This window comes from Pseudomonas sp. IT-P12 (assembly GCF_949767465.1).
GTDB lineage: Bacteria > Pseudomonadota > Gammaproteobacteria > Pseudomonadales > Pseudomonadaceae > Aquipseudomonas.
On sequence record NZ_CATKPY010000023.1, the window covers coordinates 102,447 to 118,746 of the forward strand.

Here is a 16,300-nt window from a genome sequence, read left to right on the forward strand (position 1 = left end):
TGCGCGCCGAGATCAAAGGAGCATCCAATGAGCAGCACTGCAAACATTGCTGAAGGCGAAAAAATTCTTATCGTTGACGACGATCCGGGGCTCAGCAGCCTGCTGGAGCGCTTTTTCGTCAGCAAGGGCTACCGCGCCCGCGCCGTCCCGAACACCGAGCAAATGGACCGCCTGCTGGCGCGCGAGGTGTTCAACCTGGTCGTCCTCGACCTGATGCTGCCCGGCGAAGACGGTCTGACCGCCTGCCGCCGCCTGCGCGGCGCGAACAATCAGATTCCGATCATCATGCTCACCGCCAAGGGCGACGAGCTGAGCCGTATCAAGGGCCTGGAGCTGGGTGCCGACGATTACCTGGCCAAGCCGTTCAACCCCGATGAGCTGATGGCTCGCGTCAAGGCGGTTCTGCGCCGTCAATCGGCCCCGGTCCCGGGCGCGCCGGGCAGCGAAGAGGAAAGCGTGACCTTCGGGGATTACGAATTGTCCCTGGCCACCCGCGAGCTCAAGCGCGGTGCCGAAGTGCACATGCTCACCACGGGCGAGTTTGCGGTGCTCAAGGCACTGGTCATGAACGCCCGCCAGCCTCTGACCCGCGACAAGCTGATGAACCTGGCCCGTGGCCGTGAGTGGGATGCGCTGGAGCGGTCCATCGACGTGCAGATCTCCCGTCTGCGCCGGATGATCGAGCCTGATCCGTCCAAGCCGCGCTACATCCAGACCGTCTGGGGCGTGGGTTACGTGTTCGTTCCGGATGGCGCCGCCACCAAGTGATCGGCGATTTGTAGGAGCGGGTGCTGCGGATGAAGTTGTCCGCAGACTCGCAATCCGCAATATGCGAGCATCGCTCGCTCCTGCAAGTGTGTAGCGGTTAACCATGAAAACCCCCGTGTGGTTCCCCCAGAGTTTCTTCTCCCGCACCCTGTGGCTGGTGCTGATCGTCGTCCTGTTCTCCAAGGCACTGACGCTGGTTTATCTGTTGATGAACGAGGACGTGCTGGTGGATCGCCAATACAGCCACGGCGTCGCCCTGACCCTGCGTGCCTACTGGGCGGCCGATGAAAACAACCGTGACAAGATTGCCGAGGCCGCGACCCTGATCCGGGTGGTGGGTGCCGGCGTGCCGGAAGGCGAGCAGCACTGGCCTTACAGCGAGATCTATCAGCGGCAGATGCAGGCCGAACTGGGCGCCGACACCGAGGTGCGATTGCGCATGCACTCGCCGCCGGCCTTGTGGGTCCGGGCCCCGAGCCTGGGCGACGGCTGGCTGAAAGTGCCGCTGTACCCGCATCCGCTGCGCGGCCAGAAAATCTGGAACGTGCTCGGCTGGTTCCTCGCCATCGGCCTGTTGTCCACGGCCTCGGCCTGGATCTTCGTCAGTCAGCTCAACCAACCCCTGAAGCGTCTGGTCTACGCCGCCCGGCAACTGGGCCAGGGTCGCAGCGTGCGCCTGCCCATCAGCGACACGCCCAGTGAGATGACCGAGGTGTATCGCGCCTTCAACCAGATGGCTGAAGACGTCGAACAGGCGGGCCGCGAGCGCGAGCTGATGCTGGCAGGGGTCTCCCACGACTTGCGTACGCCGCTCACTCGCTTGCGATTGTCACTGGAACTGATGGGCGACCGTAGCGACCTGACGGACGACATGGTCCGTGACATTGAAGACATGGACGCGATTCTCGACCAGTTCCTGGCCTTCATCCGCGACGGTCGCGACGAGTCGGTGGAAGAAGTCGACTTGACCGACCTGGTGCGTGAAGTCGCCGCGCCGTACAACCAGAACGAAGAAAAGGTCAGGTTACGCCTGGAGCCGATCCAGCCGTTCCCATTGCGGCGCGTGTCAATGAAGCGTCTGCTGAACAACCTGATCGGCAATGCGCTGCATCACGCCGGCAGTGGCGTGGAAGTGGCGGCGCATGTGTCCGGGGATGTGAATGCGCCGTACGTGGTGCTGAGCGTGATGGACCGCGGGGCGGGGATCGACCCGTCGGAGCTGGAGGCGATCTTCAACCCGTTCACCCGGGGTGATCGTGCCCGGGGCGGCAAAGGGACGGGCCTGGGCCTGGCGATTGTGAAGCGGATCGCGTCGATGCATGGCGGCAACGTCGAGCTGCGCAACCGCTCCGGTGGCGGGTTGGAAGCGCGGGTGCGCTTGCCGCTGGGGCTGCTGTTGCCGCGGGATGCGGTTTAGCCGCTGGCATTCGGTGTGGGTCTGATACGCCTTCGCGAGCAGGCTCGCTCCCACAGGAAAAGTGGGCGCGAGCCTGTTCGCGACGGCGACATCTCGGTCACCGCAAATTCAGGATCAACCCTTGCCCTTGGTCCGGGTCATGTTCGGCCCGCCATTCTTCTCAAGGTGCTCGATGATGATTCCCGCCACGTTCTTCCCGGTGGTGGTCTCGATCCCTTCCAGGCCGGGTGACGAGTTCACTTCCATCACCAGCGGCCCGTGATTGGATCGCAGGATATCCACCCCCGCCACCGTCAGCCCCATGACCTTCGCCGCGCGCAACGCGGTCATGCGTTCTTCCGGTGTGATCTTGATCAGGCTGGCGCTGCCGCCGCGATGCAGGTTGGAGCGAAATTCACCGGGTTTGGCCTGGCGCTTCATCGCCGCGATCACCTTGTCGCCGACCACGAAGCAGCGTATGTCCGCACCGCCGGCTTCCTTGATGTACTCCTGCACCATGATGTTCTGCTTGAGGCCCATGAACGCCTCGATCACCGATTCCGCCGCCGTGGCGGTTTCGCACAGCACCACGCCGATGCCCTGGGTGCCTTCGAGCACCTTGATCACCAGCGGCGCGCCGTTGACCATGTCGATCAGGTCGGGAATGTCATCGGGGGAGTGCGCAAACCCGGTCACCGGCAGGCCGATGCCACGGCGCGACAGCAATTGCAGCGAACGCAGTTTGTCCCGCGAGCGGGCGATGGCCACCGACTCGTTGAGTGGGAACACCCCCATCATTTCGAACTGACGCAACACGGCGCAGCCATAAAACGTGACCGAAGCGCCGATCCGCGGGATCACGGCGTCGAAGCCTTCCAGCGGCTTGCCCCGGTAGTGGATTTGCGGCTTGTGGCTGGCAATGTTCATGTAGGCGCGCAGGGTGTCGATCACCACCATTTCATGGCCACGCTCGGTGCCGGCTTCGACCAGACGACGAGTGGAATACAGACGCGGGTTCCGCGACAGCACAGCGATCTTCATGCAACACCTGTGGAGGAGGTAGATACCGGGAACACCGGCTTGTCTTGTACATATTTGACGCCCGGACTGACCACCAGTTGGCCGTCGATCAGGGCCTTGGAGCCCAGGAGCAGGCGGTAGCGCATGGACTTGCGGCAAGCGAGGGTGAACTCGACCTGCCAGACCCGGTCGCCCAGGGCCAGGGTGGTGCTGACCACGTAGCGCTTCTGCGCATGGCCGTTGGAGCTCTTGATGGTTTTCATCGTCACCAGGGGCGCCTCGCAACGCCGGTGACGCAGTTGCACCACCGTGCCCAGGTGCGCGGTGAAGCGCACCCAGCTTTCGCCGTCGCGCTCGAACGGCTCGATATCGGTGGCATGCAGGCTGGAGGTGCTGGCGCCGGTGTCGATTTTTGCCCGCAGGCCCGCGACTCCCAGATCCGGGAGCGCCACCCACTCGCGCAGACCGACGACGGTCAAATGGTCAAATGTCTTCAATAGGAAAAGCCGCTGTTTAACGTGCCCAGGCTTCAGGCGATACCTGAGCCATTGCTTTGAATGCAGGCTTGGCGAACCAGTAACCCTGCATCAGAAAAATCCCGCAGTCCGCCAGGAAGTCACGTTCACCGGCGCTTTCAATGCCTTCTGCGATGACTGTAACGTCCAACTCCGCACAGATTGTGACAATTCCCCGAACGATGGCCTGACGGACACGATCGCGGTCGACATCGCGGATCAGCGCCATGTCGAGTTTGATCAGGTCCGGTTGGAAATCCGCCAACAGATTGAGCCCCGAGTGACCGGCGCCGAAATCGTCGATCGCGGTCTTGAAGCCGAATTCGCGGTATTCACGCAGAATATTAGTCAAATGGCGATAGTTATCTACTTGCTGGCTTTCAAGGGTTTCGAAAATCAGCCGCTCGATGGGGAAGTTGTGTTTTTGCGCGGCCTCCAATGTGCTGCGAATACACAGTTCCGGGCGGTACACGGCGTTGGGCATGAAGTTGATCGACAAGTGTGTCTGCATGTTCAAGCGGGCTGCACCTGCAATCGCACGAATCCGGCACAACTGATCGAAACGGTAGCGATTGGCGTCGGTGATCTGCTCCAGCACGGTCATTGCGCCTTCCCCGGCAGTACCGCGCACCAGGGCTTCATGGGCAAAAATCGATTGGTCCCTCAGGTCGACGATCGGCTGATAGGCAAAGGCAAAATCGAAACCCAGCGGCTCGCTTTGCTGGCAGCCCTGGCAAGCGCCTTTCGGCGAGGTCAATGAAGATGGAAATTGGGTCACTCGATTCCTCCATGCCGCAGTAGCGGCCACGTCGACAGTCTATCCGGGGAGCCGAGTTCTTGCGCCCGACAGAAACGGTAGTACAGTTCCGACTATTCTCGGAAAGAGGAATTCAAGTGGCACAAAAAAACGAAGAGGACGACAAGGTTCGTCTCGATAAATGGCTGTGGGCCGCGCGTTTTTACAAAACCCGTGCGTTGGCCAAGGCCGCGATAGAAAGCGGCAAAGTGCATTGCCGGGGTGAGCGTTGCAAGCCGGGCAAGGAGCCGCGGGTTGGCGACGAGTTGCAGATTCGTACCGGGTTCGATGAACGGACGATCGTGGTTCAGGCGCTGTCGATCGTGCGCCGTGGCGCGCCGGAAGCGCAGACGCTGTACGCCGAGACCGAAGCCAGCATCGCCAAACGCGAAGCCGCAGCGGCCATGCGCAAGGCGGGGGCCCTGGGGGTCAGCACCGATGGCAAGCCGAGCAAGAAACAGCGGCGGGACTTGTTCAAGTTTCGCGGGAGCAGCAACGACGAGTGAGCCGGTGCTGCTGCGATGTCCGGGCTGCCGCAATCGTCGGAATGCCGCCCAGAGCAGGCTCGCTCCCACACGAGCGGTGCATCCAGCGTGGGAGCGAGCTTACCCGTGAACGAGTGTGGCGCAGGACGGATCAGGCGCTACGCACCACGCTCATCCGCGACACCAAAGGCAGTTTCTCCAGCCCCCCGAACACCGGCGCCGTGACTTTCAGGAAAAAACGCGACACGTGATAGGCAAACGGCGTGTAGTAACCCCAGCCCAGCGCCCACACCGCCATCAACACACCGCCGATGTAATCGTCCTGGCCCCAATGCGCACCGGCCACCAGCCGCGGCATCATGAACAGCAATGCCAGGCACCAGATCACCACGGTCTGCCAGGTCGTGCGGCTGAACACGGTCATGAACAGCGCCCAGATCAGCAGCACCGAGGCATGATCGCCAGGAAAGCTCTGGGTTGAGCGGTCCTTCAATTCCCAGCGTGCCTCGAGCCCCGGGAAGTAGTCGCTCAGGCGCACCGCGCTGTCGATCATCATCGACGGGCTGTTGTGCTGCCATCCCATGTAGCCGGTCAGTTTGGAAAACAGCATGCGGATGAACAGCAACAGCAGCAGAACGGAGAAGAACCCGAAAAACGCCCGGCGCACTTCACTGCCCTTGAACACCCAGTCGCCCTTGATCAACAAGCTCAGCAGAATCACCCCGACCACTGCGTCGAAGGGTCGCAGACTTGCAATTGCCCACACGTGGAGCCATATCGGGTGAGTGGCCAGCGGCGAGTTGAGCAGGTGAAACAGCCACTCGTCGAAAAGCACACACAACATCTGGCCCGTAGGCCATAACCAGAAGGCCAGCAGTGCCACTGGCACAAGATTGCAGAACGCCAACCGGCGGAAGTTCCACCTTGCTTGGAACAAACCCGGATTGTTCATAAAATGCCTCCCATGGCGGAACATCGCGCACCGACAGGGTGTCGCGGGGGCGCAATCTTCATGCTTTGTAATCATTTTGTCATCAATTCAGATACCCAGACCTATGACCGATCTTCCGGATACCGACTACACCCAACGCTTCATCTTCGATGACAGCGACACCCGCGGCGAGCTGGTTTCGTTGGAGCGCAGTTACGCCGAAGTCCTCGCCAAGCACCCCTATCCGGATCCGGTCGCGCAACTGCTCGGTGAATTGATGGCGGCAGCGTCGCTCCTGGTCGGCGCCTTGAAATTCGACGGCCTGCTGATTCTCCAGGCCCGTTCCGATGGCCCGATTCCGCTGTTGATGATCGAATGCTCCAGCGAGCGTGAAATCCGTGGTCTGGCCCGCTACGAGGCGGACCGAATCGCCCCGGATGCGACCCTCGCCGACCTGATGCCCAACGGCGTCCTGGCCCTGACCATCGATCCTCGCCAGGGTCAGCGCTACCAGGGCATCGTCGATCTCGATGGCGCGACCCTGTCCGAATGTTTCACCAACTACTTCGTCATGTCCCAGCAGGTCGGCACGCGTTTCTGGCTGTACGCCGATGGCCGTCGCGCCCGTGGTCTGTTGCTGCAACAACTGCCCGCCGACCGTCTCAAAGACGAAGAAGAACGCGCGGCCAGCTGGCAGCACATCACGGCGCTGGCCAGCACCCTGACCGCCGATGAATTGCTCAGCCTGGACAACGAAACCGTGCTCCATCGCCTGTACCACGAAGAGCAGGTTCGTCTGTTCGATGCGCAACGCCTGCGCTTCCGTTGCAGCTGCTCGCGCGAACGTTCGGCCAATGCGCTGGTCAGTTTGGGTCAGGAAGATGCCCAGAGCCTGGTGGTCGAACACGGTGGCAACATCGAGGTCGATTGTCAGTTCTGCAACCAGCGTTACCTGTTCGATGCCGCCGATATCGCTCAATTATTCGCCGGTGCGGGTGTCGAGACACCGTCAGATACCCGTCACTAAAACGGTTCAGCGCAGGTAAATTCACTGGTTTGTGCCGGAATAACGCCGTTACGACGGGAGGGCCCTACTATTTTTGGGCTTTTCTGGCATAATCCGGCCCACTTTTTTCGCGGTAGTAGTGCACGACTTTCTACTACAACACGTTTGGAGCACTCGGCCACTGGCCGACGGGGAACCTCATGACGCAAGCCAATAACGCCGTGTACACCGATCTGAGTGTCGATGATCTGGTTAAAGAAGCCCTGAATCGTGGTGAAGGCGAGCTTGCCGATACCGGCGCGCTGGTGGTTCGCACCGGTCACCGTACCGGCCGCTCGCCAGTCGACCGTTTCATCGTTGAAGAGCCGACCACCCAGGACGCCATAGCCTGGGGCCCGATCAACCGCAAGTTCCCGGCCGACAAGTTCGATGCCCTGTGGGCTCGCGTCGAGGCATTCAACAACGCGCAAGAGCATTTCGTTTCCCACGTCCATGTAGGCGCAGCGGAAGATCACTACCTCGCCGTGAAGATGACCACCCAGACTGCCTGGCAGAACCTGTTCGGTCGTTGCCTGTTCATCAACCCGGCGCAGTACAACCCGGCGGGTCGTGAAGAGTGGCAGGTGCTCAACGTGGCCAACTTCGAGTGCGTGCCAGAGCGTGACGGCACCAACTCCGACGGCTGCGTGATCCTCAACTTCGCACAGAAAAAAGTGCTGATCGCCGGCATGCGTTACGCCGGTGAGATGAAAAAAGCCATGTTCTCGGTGCAGAACTTCCTGCTGCCGGCCGCCGATGTGCTGCCGATGCACTGCGCTGCCAACATCGGCGAAGCGGGCGACGTGACTCTGTTCTTCGGCCTGTCCGGCACCGGCAAGACCACCCTGTCCGCCGACGAAAGCCGTTACCTGATCGGTGACGACGAGCACGGTTGGGGCGAAGGCGTTGTCTTCAACATCGAAGGTGGCTGCTACGCCAAGTGCATCGACCTTTCCGAGAAAAACGAGCCGGTGATCTGGAAAGCCATCAAGCATGGCGCCGTGCTGGAAAACGTCGTGATCGATGACGCCAAGCACGCCGACTACGCCGATGTCAGCCTGACCCAGAACAGCCGTGCGGCCTACCCGCTGGAGCACGTTGCCAAGCGTTCCGAGAAGAATCTCGGTGGCGAGCCAAACGCGGTGATCTTCCTGACCTGCGACCTGACCGGTGTACTGCCACCTGTGTCGATCCTCAGCGAAGAACAGGCGGCCTACCACTTCCTGTCCGGCTACACCGCTTTGGTGGGGTCGACCGAAATGGGCTCCGGCGGCGGCATCAAGTCGACCTTCTCCACCTGCTTCGGCGCACCGTTCTTCCCGCGTCCGGCTGGCGAATACGCAGAACTGCTGATCAAGCGCATCCGTGGCTTCGGCTCCAAGGTCTACCTGGTCAACACCGGCTGGACCGGTGGTGGCTACGGCGTTGGCAAACGCTTCAACATCCCGACCACTCGCGGTGTCATCGCTGCCATCCAGAGCGGCGCATTGGTCGGTGCTGCAACCGAACATCTGGACACCATCAACCTCGACGTGCCACTGGCCGTACCGGGTGTTGAAACCGGCCTGTTGAACCCACGCAACACCTGGGCCGACAAGGCTGCCTATGACGAAGCCGCCAAGGCACTGGCCGGCCTGTTCATCGAGAACTTCAAGAAGTTCGACGTGAGCGACGCAATCAAGGCTGCCGGTCCAAAGTTGTAAGATCGGTTGGAATGAAAAGCCGCCCTTCGGGGCGGCTTTTTTGTGGGCGTCAGGTTTTCAGGTGCAGGACGAAGGCGCCCACGAGCACCAGCACGACGCCCAACATCGGTATCTTCCCCAGCCTTTCCTTGAAGAACACGTACCCCAGGATCGCCGCGATCCCGCCCGACAGCGTGCTGATCACGGTCACCACCGACACCGAGCCCGCCACCGCGCCCCAGGCGAACGCCGAGAACCCGCCGAGGTTCATCAGGCTGGCGCCGGTCAGCGTCAGGCAGTTTTTCAACGCGGGAACCTTCAGCCCGTCTTCAAGCCGCAGCACGATCAGCACCAGCACGAACAAGCCGATCAGGTACGCCAGCCAGAGCATCATCACCGGCCCCAGCGCCGGCAATACGAACTGGCCTTGCAGCCAGAAACTGGTGCCGTAGAAACACGCGGCCAACAGCGCGTAGGCAATCGAACGGCTGGCATGAATGCTGTGGGGTATCTTCGGATCGGAATGAAGGCTGGACAGAACCACCCCGACGACGCACAGGGCGATGCACAGCAATTGCAGCAGGCTGATCTGCTCACCACTGGCCCAGGACAGCAACGTTGTCACCACGCCATAGGACGTGACCAGCGGTGCGACGATAGACGCCTTGCCCAGGGCAAATGCCTTGGACAGTGCCAACGCTCCGGACACTGTCAGCGCGGCGGCGAACACGCCGAACAACCAGACCTGCAGTGAGGCCGACATCGATTTGACAATGAACGCCGGAAACGCGACCAGCAGCAGGCTCATGATGCAAAAGCCCAGTGCCTGGCCGAAGAACACCGCACGTTTGACCCCCACGGCGCGGGCATTCAAGCCCACCAGAAAATCCGTACCGCCCCACAGCACGGCGGCCAACAACCCCATCAGTACGTCCAAGCGATGTCCTTATCGTGATGCGCCGGAGCGCTCCAGGCCTTCAAGCCGAGGCGTCCCAACGTAGAGTCCTGATCGCCCGCCAGAGCATGCCCAGGGTCAATGACACTTGCTCGCCACGCCCCTTGGCTTTGCGTTTCAGAGACACATCCTAGCCGTCGGGCTGGAAATAGCGATGGTTTTCGAAGTCCATGAAGTCGAGCGTGAACGGGCGGCGTCGAGGACAGAGAACGTAGGGGGTTTTACGGTTTTTTGGGGAATGGCCCTAGGTGCGACGACGCGCTTCAACAGTCAAACCCCTACGGGTGGAAATTCCCGCGAGTTTGTCAGGCGCAGCGCCGCAAACCTCTGTATGGTGCGCGCCAGATTATGTAGGACATTTCGCAAATGTCCGGTCGCACTTAAAGGGAATCAGGGATGAAGTGGCTACGAATGGCCTCGGTTTTGTTGTTGTGGGTGGGTGTTTATCGTGTGACGGGCGCATCCGATGCGACCTCCTCGATGTTGATCGCCAACGCGGATCGTACGGGGTGGCCGGATGCGCTCGCCACTCAGGCTGACAGGGACACTGCGTCCCGCGCCGAAGTGCTGATGTTTGGCAAGGCACTGCTGGCCAGTGAAGTGCTGGACGAACAGGGGCTGAAACAGCGCCTGGGTGTACAGACGCTGAAGCTCAAGTCCGTGCGCCAGGTGCGCGACGGGTTGTGGGACCGATTGCTGACGACCTACCGCCACGCCAGCCAGAACTGTGACGGCGACAGGTTTTGCCCGCGTGCACGAAACATCGCGGATTTGCGCCAATTGGCCGCGGCGTTCACCGGCGACATCAGCCAGGCCCACGCCGTCTGGGCGAGCAAGAGCCAGGTGGTCCATGAGCACGCGCTGAATGAGCAGTTGCGGGTGGCGGTGCTGCAGCCCTAGGGCCAGACCACCCGTCGCGTGCCGGTTCAGTTGATCGCCGGTTGCGGTGCCTGGCGCGAAGCCGCTTCAAGGTCCATCAAGCCCCGACCGTAGGCTTCACTGTTGGCGTAGATCCCGCTGCGGTTCGCCGTGGCCAGCAGGCGTTCGCGCACTTGCTGCGCGGTCAGCTCCGGATAGCGGCTGTGCAGGGCCGCCAGTGCGCCGCTGACCATGGCCGCCGCCGGTGAGGTGCCTGCAGTCTGTACGTATTTTCCGTCCTTGCCGGTGGTCAACAGCCCGTTCTCGGCTCCGGCATCGCCGCCAGGAACCGCAATGCACCACGCCGCCGCCACGCCGCAATAGTTGGATTTGGCGTTGACGGCCGTGCCATCCGCCTTCAGCGCGACCACCGCGATCCAGCCCTTTTCCAGTTCTGGAAGGGCGTGGGGCAGGCCGGGTTCGGCCAGGGGTTCTCTTTTCAATTCGTTACCCGTCGGGAACACAAACACCGCGCCGTCCTCTACCAGTTGCCGGGCGACCTTCAGCGACTCCGGCATGACCTGGTTGTAGCGCGCCTCACTGATTTCGGTCGCCGGAATGGCATTGGCCCAGGAGTTGTTGAGGATGAAGGCGCCATGGTTGAAGGCGTACTGCCAGGACTTTGCAATTTCACTGTCGAAGAACAAGGGCTCGTTGTTGTCGCCGAAACGGTAGGGGATCACCTGGGCGTTGAACGCGACGCCGTGCATGCCCTGGTCGTCCTTGTTGGCGGCGAGGATGCCGGCCATCTGGGTGCCGTGGCCGACCCGGTCGGTGGTGCCCGGACGGTTATCGACGAAGTCATGTCCGGGATCGGCGACCCTGCCCTGAAATTCCGACAGCGTCTGGTTCAGGCCTGAGTCGATCAGCCCGACGGTCTTGCCCTGGCCGGTCCCGCCACGCGCATAAAGACTTGAGGCCTTGACCACGGCCAGGCCCTGTTGGCCCTTGTATTCGATCGTCTCGAAGGGTGCTGTATCGAGGTTGGGTTTGGCCGGGTTCGTCAGGCACCCGCTCAATAAAAACGGGACCGTGAGCACGGTGGTGAATGAAAGCAGGGTACGTTGGCGCATGATCGTTCCTTCAGGGTTTGCTGCTGCGCTGCACAGTGTGCGCGGCCAAGGTTTTCGGGAAGCTGAACCTTACCGTTGGAGCGGGCAGTCCCGTCATGAAGGCCAAGTGCCCTGTGTGTATCAACCTGTGGCGAAGGGGGAGCAAAGCGGATGCGGTATCATCGCGTAGCATTTTTTAACCCGGCCTTTTCTCGACCTCCTGCGTTCGCCGGCTAGGCTTTGGGCTTCGCAGCGGTCAAAGGAGTGACAGCCTATGCGCAACACCCTGGAACAGGTTTTCGGGTATCCACAGTTTCGTCAGGGCCAGGAAGCGGCGATCAGCGCGGTGCTCGACGGACGCTCGGCGGCGGCGATTTTCCCCACCGGGTCGGGCAAGTCACTGTGCTATCAGTTGCCTGCGGTGCTGCTGCCGCACCTGACGCTGGTGGTTTCACCGCTGCTGGCGTTGATGCAGGACCAGTTGGCGTTCCTGCAGCGCCATGGCATTGCGGCGGGCAGCATCGATTCGGCCCAGAGCCGCGACGACGCCAGTGCCGTGATGGCCCGCGCCAGGTCAGGCGAACTGAAGATCCTGATGATCTCCGTGGAACGCTTGAAAAACGAGCGCTTCCGCCATTTCCTGCAGCAGGTGCCGATCTCGCTGCTGGTGGTGGACGAGGCCCACTGCATCTCGGAGTGGGGCCATAATTTCCGCCCTGACTACCTCAAGCTTCCCGATTACCAGCGTCAGTTCAATATTCCTCAGGTGCTGCTGCTCACCGCCACGGCCACGCCCCAGGTGATCACGGACATGCAGGCCAAATTCGCCATCGCACCGGCTGACGTGGTGACCACCGGTTTTTATCGCCCCAACCTCAACTTGCTGGTGGAGCCGGTGAGGGGTGAGGACAAGCGCCGACGCCTGGTCGACTGGATGCGCGAACGTCCTGGCCAACCGAGCATTGTCTACGTCACCCAACAGAAAACCGCCGAGCAGGTTGCGCAGCATCTTGAGCGCAACGGCATCCAGGCCGAGGCTTATCACGCCGGTTTGCCCCATGAACAGCGCGAGGCGATTCAGAAGCGCTTCATGGCCGGGCAATCCAATTGCATTGTCGCGACCATCGCGTTTGGCATGGGCATCGACAAAAGCGACATCCGCAACGTCGTGCATTTCGACCTGCCCAAATCCATCGAAAACTACAGTCAGGAAATCGGCCGCGCCGGCCGTGACGGACACCCGTCGGACTGCCTGGTGCTGGCCAATCGCGACAGCCTCAACGTGCTGGAAAACTTCGTGTACGGCGATACGCCGGAACTGGACGGCATTCGCTGTGTGCTCGACGAATTGCAGGACGCCGCGCCGCACGGGCAGTGGGAGTTTCTGCTGGGGCCGTTGGCCGATCAAAGCAACATTCGCCAACTACCGCTCAAGACCCTGCTCGTACAGTTGGAGCTACGAGGCATCATTGCGCCGCGCTATGCCTATTACGCCGAGTACCGTTTCAAGTATCTGCTGGAACCCGAAGCGCTGCTGGCCCGGTTCGAAGGTGAGCGCAGGGACTTCGTGGCCGCCATCATCCAGGCTTCTCCTCGCGCACGGACCTGGGCCACGGTGAACTTCGACGCGCTGTATGCGCAGTTCTCCGCCGAGCGCAGCCGGGTGGTCAAGGCATTGGATTATTTCCAGGAGAAAGGCTGGGTCGAGCTCGAGAGCAAGCAGATGACCGAGGTCTACAGCCTGTTGCAAGCCAAGGTCGACAGCGAGGCACTGAGTACCGAACTGCACGCGGGCTTCACCCGGCACGAGCGCACCGAAATTTCGCGGATTCACGCGATGCTGGCGTTGTTCGCCACCGAACGCTGCCTGGGGTATCGGCTGGCCGAGTACTTTGGCGACGAAAACGCCCCGCAGCGATGCGGGCATTGTTCGGTGTGCAACGGGCAGGTGGCGCACCTCCCTGAGCCGCCGGCGTTGCCAGCGCTTGTGGATAAGTCTTTCGAGGCGTTGTGCGGCGATTTTATCCACAGGCACCAGCAGCACACGGGCAGTGTGCCCTCTGCCGAGCGGGTGACGCGGTTCCTGTGCGGGATCAGCGTGCCGCTGTTCACCCGGCTCAAGGCGCGGACCATTCCGGGGTTCGCGGCACTGGAAGCGTATCCGTATGGCGACGTACGCGACTGGGCCCAAGGGCATCTTGCGGGCTGAAACGCCCGTGGCAGAGCGCGCATCCATCCGCTGAATGCCCGCCATCACAGGAATAAATTTCAAAAATGCGCCCTGGCTCTCTAAGGTGAGGCTGCTACGACTTTCTGCCCGTCACTAAAACGAGAACAAAAAATGAGCCAGACGCCGTTCAACCTTCAGCGCGCCGCCGTCATCGGAGCGGGCACCATGGGCCGTGGCATCGTCATGTGCCTGGCCAACGCCGGAATACCGGTGCAGTGGGTCGATAACAATCCGCAGATGCTCGAGCAGGCACTGGCCGCCGTGGCCGAGACCGGGGCGCATAACGTGCGCCAAGGGCGGATCGATCAGGCCGAGGCGGATGCGCGCATGGCACGGATCGAGACGGCTGCCGATTATCTGGCGATCCGCAATGTCGACCTGGTGATCGAGGCGGTTTACGAGAACCTCGAACTCAAGCAGAAAATCTTCCGCGAGCTGGACGGCCTGCTCAAGCCCGAGGCCATTCTGGCGAGCAATACCTCGGCGCTGGACATCGACGCGATTGCCGCTGCCACGCGCCGTCCGCAACAGGTGCTGGGCCTGCACTTCTTCAGTCCGGCGCACATCATGAAGCTGCTGGAAATCGTCCGTGGGGCACAGACCGCACCGGCAGTGCTGGACGCTGCGCTGGATTTGGGCAAGCGCATGGGCAAGGTCAGCGTGGTGGCCGGCAATTGTGATGGGTTCATCGGCAACCGCATGCTCAATACCTACGTGCTTGAAACGCGCAAAATGTTGCTTGAGGGGGCGCTACCGTATCAGGTCGACGCGGTGTTGCAGGGCTTCGGTTTTGCCATGGGCCCGTTTCGCATGTTCGATGTGGTCGGCATCGACCTGCAATGGCGCGCCCGGGAACTGGCGGGTGTCGGTCAGGATGCGCCAGAGGTCCAGGTGGATAATCGCCTCTGTGAAATGGGGCGTTTCGGCCAGAAGACCGGCAACGGCTACTACCACTACGAAGCGGGCAGCCGTCAGGCCGAGCACGATGTGACGGTGGATGCGCTGGTGCTGCGCGTCAGTGAAGGATTGGGCTTCCAGCGTCGCGAGATCGGCGCTGAGGAGATCCTCGAGCGCTGCCTGCTGGCCCTGGTCAACGAAGGGGCGAAGATCCTTCAGGAGGGCGTCGCGGCATCGGCACATGACATCGACCTGGTGTACCTCAACGGGTATGGTTTCCCGGCCGCCAAAGGGGGGCCTATGGCCTGGGCGGACCAGCAGGGGCTGGCGGACATTCATCGACGCCTGTTGGCCCTGGAAACCCGCCAGGGCGATCACTGGCAGCCGGCGCGGTTGATTGGCGAGCTGGCGGCGGCGGGCAAGGGTTTTGCCGACCATTGATCCCTGTGAGAGCGAGCCTGCTCGCGATGATTACAATGCGGTTTGCGACTCAGACTGACGAACCCGTCCAGGAACCCCTGCCGATGCCCTTACGCACCGATTACCCGCACTTCCAGCCCATCACCACCCGCTGGCACGATAACGACGCCTACGGCCACGTGAACAACGTCACTTACTACAGCTTCTTCGACACCGCCGTGAACACCTACCTGATCGAAGTCGGCGGCCTGGATATTCACGACGGTGAAGTCGTGGGTTTCGTGGTGAGTTCGGCCTGTGATTACTTCGCTTCCATCGCGTTCCCCGACCGGATCGACATCGGCCTGCGCGTGGCCAAGCTGGGCAACAGTTCGGTGCAATACGAGCTGGCGGTGTTCAAGGCGGGAGAAGACGAAGCCTGCGCGGCGGGGCGGTTCGTGCATGTATTTGTGGATCGGGCATCGAATCAGCCCGTGGCGATTCCTGCCGGTTTGCGCGGTGCCCTGGAGCGGCTGGTGGTTTGACCGGCAAAAAAAATCGCAGCCCCTGGGGCTGCGATTGCCTGCTCTACCGATAAACGAGGCGACTCAAGCCTCAGTCGCGGTAGCGATGCTTGTGCTTGCGGTGGCCGTAGGCATGGCCGCGCCCCGGATGGCCGTCACGGTAGTAGCGACGATCATCATGGCCACGGCGGTACGAGCGACGATCATCGTCTTCGTCGCTCTTGTTGCCCATGTAGTTACCCAGTGCGCCGCCGGCGCCACCGCCTGCGGCAGAGCCGATCAGGCTGCCGGTGCTGCCGCCCAGGCTGCGACCGACCACGTTACCGCCAGCAGCGCCCAACGCACCGCCAATGGCGGCTTCGCCACGGCTGCGTTTGTCTGCGCCGACTGCGCTACCACCCGCGCCGCCGAGGGCTGCGCCAATGGTTGAACCTGTATTGCCGCCCAACGACTGACCGACGACCGAGCCTAGAACCCCGCCCAATGCGCCGCCCACACCTGCTTCGGTGGTGCCGCCGGCAGAGGCAATGCCACTGACCAGGCCAAGGGACAACAAGAGAATCGAGGAAAACTTCATGGAGGAACCTCAAGGGGATGACGCCGCGATCCTGAGGCCCTGTCAGGGGCGTGACAATCGAAATCCGACGAGTAACACGACTTCAGCACATTTCCATAAGTTACTGTTTT

16 protein-coding genes are annotated in these 16,300 nt (G+C 61.7%); 9 read left to right on the forward strand and 7 right to left on the reverse strand.

Annotation, left to right across the window (positions count from 1 at the left end):
• The first annotated feature begins 27 nt into the window (after positions 1-27).
• A complete protein-coding gene (gene ompR / locus ACM6IM_RS18720; protein ID WP_201196372.1) occupies positions 28-768 on the forward strand; it encodes a two-component system response regulator OmpR in 741 nt (246 codons plus the stop codon).
• Between the two features lie 103 nt (positions 769-871).
• On the forward strand, positions 872-2,185 hold the full coding sequence (locus ACM6IM_RS18725; RefSeq protein WP_192307466.1) for an ATP-binding protein: 1,314 nt from the start codon (positions 872-874) through the stop codon (positions 2,183-2,185).
• A gap of 114 nt (positions 2,186-2,299) precedes the next feature.
• On the opposite strand, the gene rimK is transcribed toward ACM6IM_RS18725, so the two are convergent.
• The 3 genes from rimK to ACM6IM_RS18740 are packed head-to-tail and all read right to left on the reverse strand — an operon-like array spanning position 2,300 to position 4,477.
• Positions 2,300-3,205 (reverse strand): 30S ribosomal protein S6--L-glutamate ligase, encoded by a 906-nt coding sequence (gene rimK, locus ACM6IM_RS18730; RefSeq protein ID WP_065257794.1) that lies wholly within the window; start codon positions 3,203-3,205, stop codon positions 2,300-2,302.
• Positions 3,202-3,663 (reverse strand): ATP-dependent zinc protease, encoded by a 462-nt coding sequence (locus tag ACM6IM_RS18735; RefSeq protein WP_201196521.1) that lies wholly within the window; start codon positions 3,661-3,663, stop codon positions 3,202-3,204. The genes rimK and ACM6IM_RS18735 overlap by 4 nt, the downstream gene beginning before the upstream one ends.
• Before the next feature lie 34 nt (positions 3,664-3,697).
• On the reverse strand, positions 3,698-4,477 hold the full coding sequence (locus ACM6IM_RS18740) for an EAL domain-containing protein (protein WP_414865974.1): 780 nt from the start codon (positions 4,475-4,477) through the stop codon (positions 3,698-3,700).
• 116 nt (positions 4,478-4,593) lie between these two features.
• Between ACM6IM_RS18740 and ACM6IM_RS18745 the strand changes: the two genes are divergently transcribed.
• The gene (locus ACM6IM_RS18745; protein ID WP_192307468.1) at positions 4,594-5,001 is read left to right on the forward strand and encodes an RNA-binding S4 domain-containing protein; all 408 of its coding nucleotides are present in this window, start codon (positions 4,594-4,596) and stop codon (positions 4,999-5,001) included.
• A 130-nt stretch (positions 5,002-5,131) separates the two neighbouring features.
• Here ACM6IM_RS18745 and ACM6IM_RS18750 read toward each other — a convergent pair whose 3' ends face one another.
• Positions 5,132-5,932, reverse strand: coding sequence for a phosphatase PAP2 family protein (locus ACM6IM_RS18750; RefSeq protein WP_414865975.1), 801 nt, complete (start codon positions 5,930-5,932; stop codon positions 5,132-5,134).
• Between the two features lie 103 nt (positions 5,933-6,035).
• Between ACM6IM_RS18750 and hslO the strand changes: the two genes are divergently transcribed.
• Positions 6,036-6,938, forward strand: coding sequence for an Hsp33 family molecular chaperone HslO (hslO, locus tag ACM6IM_RS18755; protein WP_192307470.1), 903 nt, complete (start codon positions 6,036-6,038; stop codon positions 6,936-6,938).
• Positions 6,939-7,117: 179 nt separating this feature from the next.
• Positions 7,118-8,659 (forward strand): phosphoenolpyruvate carboxykinase, encoded by a 1,542-nt coding sequence (locus ACM6IM_RS18760; protein ID WP_192307471.1) that lies wholly within the window; start codon positions 7,118-7,120, stop codon positions 8,657-8,659.
• Between the two features lie 49 nt (positions 8,660-8,708).
• On the opposite strand, the gene ACM6IM_RS18765 is transcribed toward ACM6IM_RS18760, so the two are convergent.
• Entirely contained in the window at positions 8,709-9,563 is an 855-nt protein-coding gene (locus tag ACM6IM_RS18765) for an EamA family transporter (protein WP_414866184.1), read from the reverse strand.
• 426 nt (positions 9,564-9,989) lie between these two features.
• Between ACM6IM_RS18765 and ACM6IM_RS18770 the strand changes: the two genes are divergently transcribed.
• Positions 9,990-10,493, forward strand: coding sequence for a polysaccharide deacetylase (locus tag ACM6IM_RS18770; protein ID WP_414865976.1), 504 nt, complete (start codon positions 9,990-9,992; stop codon positions 10,491-10,493).
• Positions 10,494-10,519: 26 nt separating this feature from the next.
• Here ACM6IM_RS18770 and ACM6IM_RS18775 read toward each other — a convergent pair whose 3' ends face one another.
• Complete coding sequence (locus tag ACM6IM_RS18775; RefSeq protein ID WP_414865977.1) at positions 10,520-11,584, reverse strand: S8 family peptidase; 1,065 nt, start codon at positions 11,582-11,584, stop codon at positions 10,520-10,522.
• A 253-nt stretch (positions 11,585-11,837) separates the two neighbouring features.
• Here ACM6IM_RS18775 and ACM6IM_RS18780 point away from each other — a divergent pair, with 253 nt between their 5' ends.
• The 3 genes from ACM6IM_RS18780 to ACM6IM_RS18790 all read left to right on the forward strand — a co-directional run bounded on the left by ACM6IM_RS18780 (position 11,838) and on the right by ACM6IM_RS18790 (position 15,634).
• Positions 11,838-13,772, forward strand: a complete 1,935-nt coding sequence (locus ACM6IM_RS18780; RefSeq protein ID WP_414865978.1) for an ATP-dependent DNA helicase RecQ — start codon at positions 11,838-11,840, stop codon at positions 13,770-13,772.
• A gap of 132 nt (positions 13,773-13,904) precedes the next feature.
• Entirely contained in the window at positions 13,905-15,131 is a 1,227-nt protein-coding gene (locus ACM6IM_RS18785) for a 3-hydroxyacyl-CoA dehydrogenase NAD-binding domain-containing protein (protein WP_414865979.1), read from the forward strand.
• An 83-nt stretch (positions 15,132-15,214) separates the two neighbouring features.
• Positions 15,215-15,634, forward strand: a complete 420-nt coding sequence (locus ACM6IM_RS18790) for an acyl-CoA thioesterase (protein WP_192307476.1) — start codon at positions 15,215-15,217, stop codon at positions 15,632-15,634.
• Between the two features lie 70 nt (positions 15,635-15,704).
• On the opposite strand, the gene ACM6IM_RS18795 is transcribed toward ACM6IM_RS18790, so the two are convergent.
• Positions 15,705-16,190: a glycine zipper domain-containing protein gene (locus tag ACM6IM_RS18795; RefSeq protein ID WP_192307477.1), complete on the reverse strand. Its 486-nt coding sequence runs from the start codon at positions 16,188-16,190 to the stop codon at positions 15,705-15,707.
• Positions 16,191-16,300: the final 110 nt, after the last annotated feature.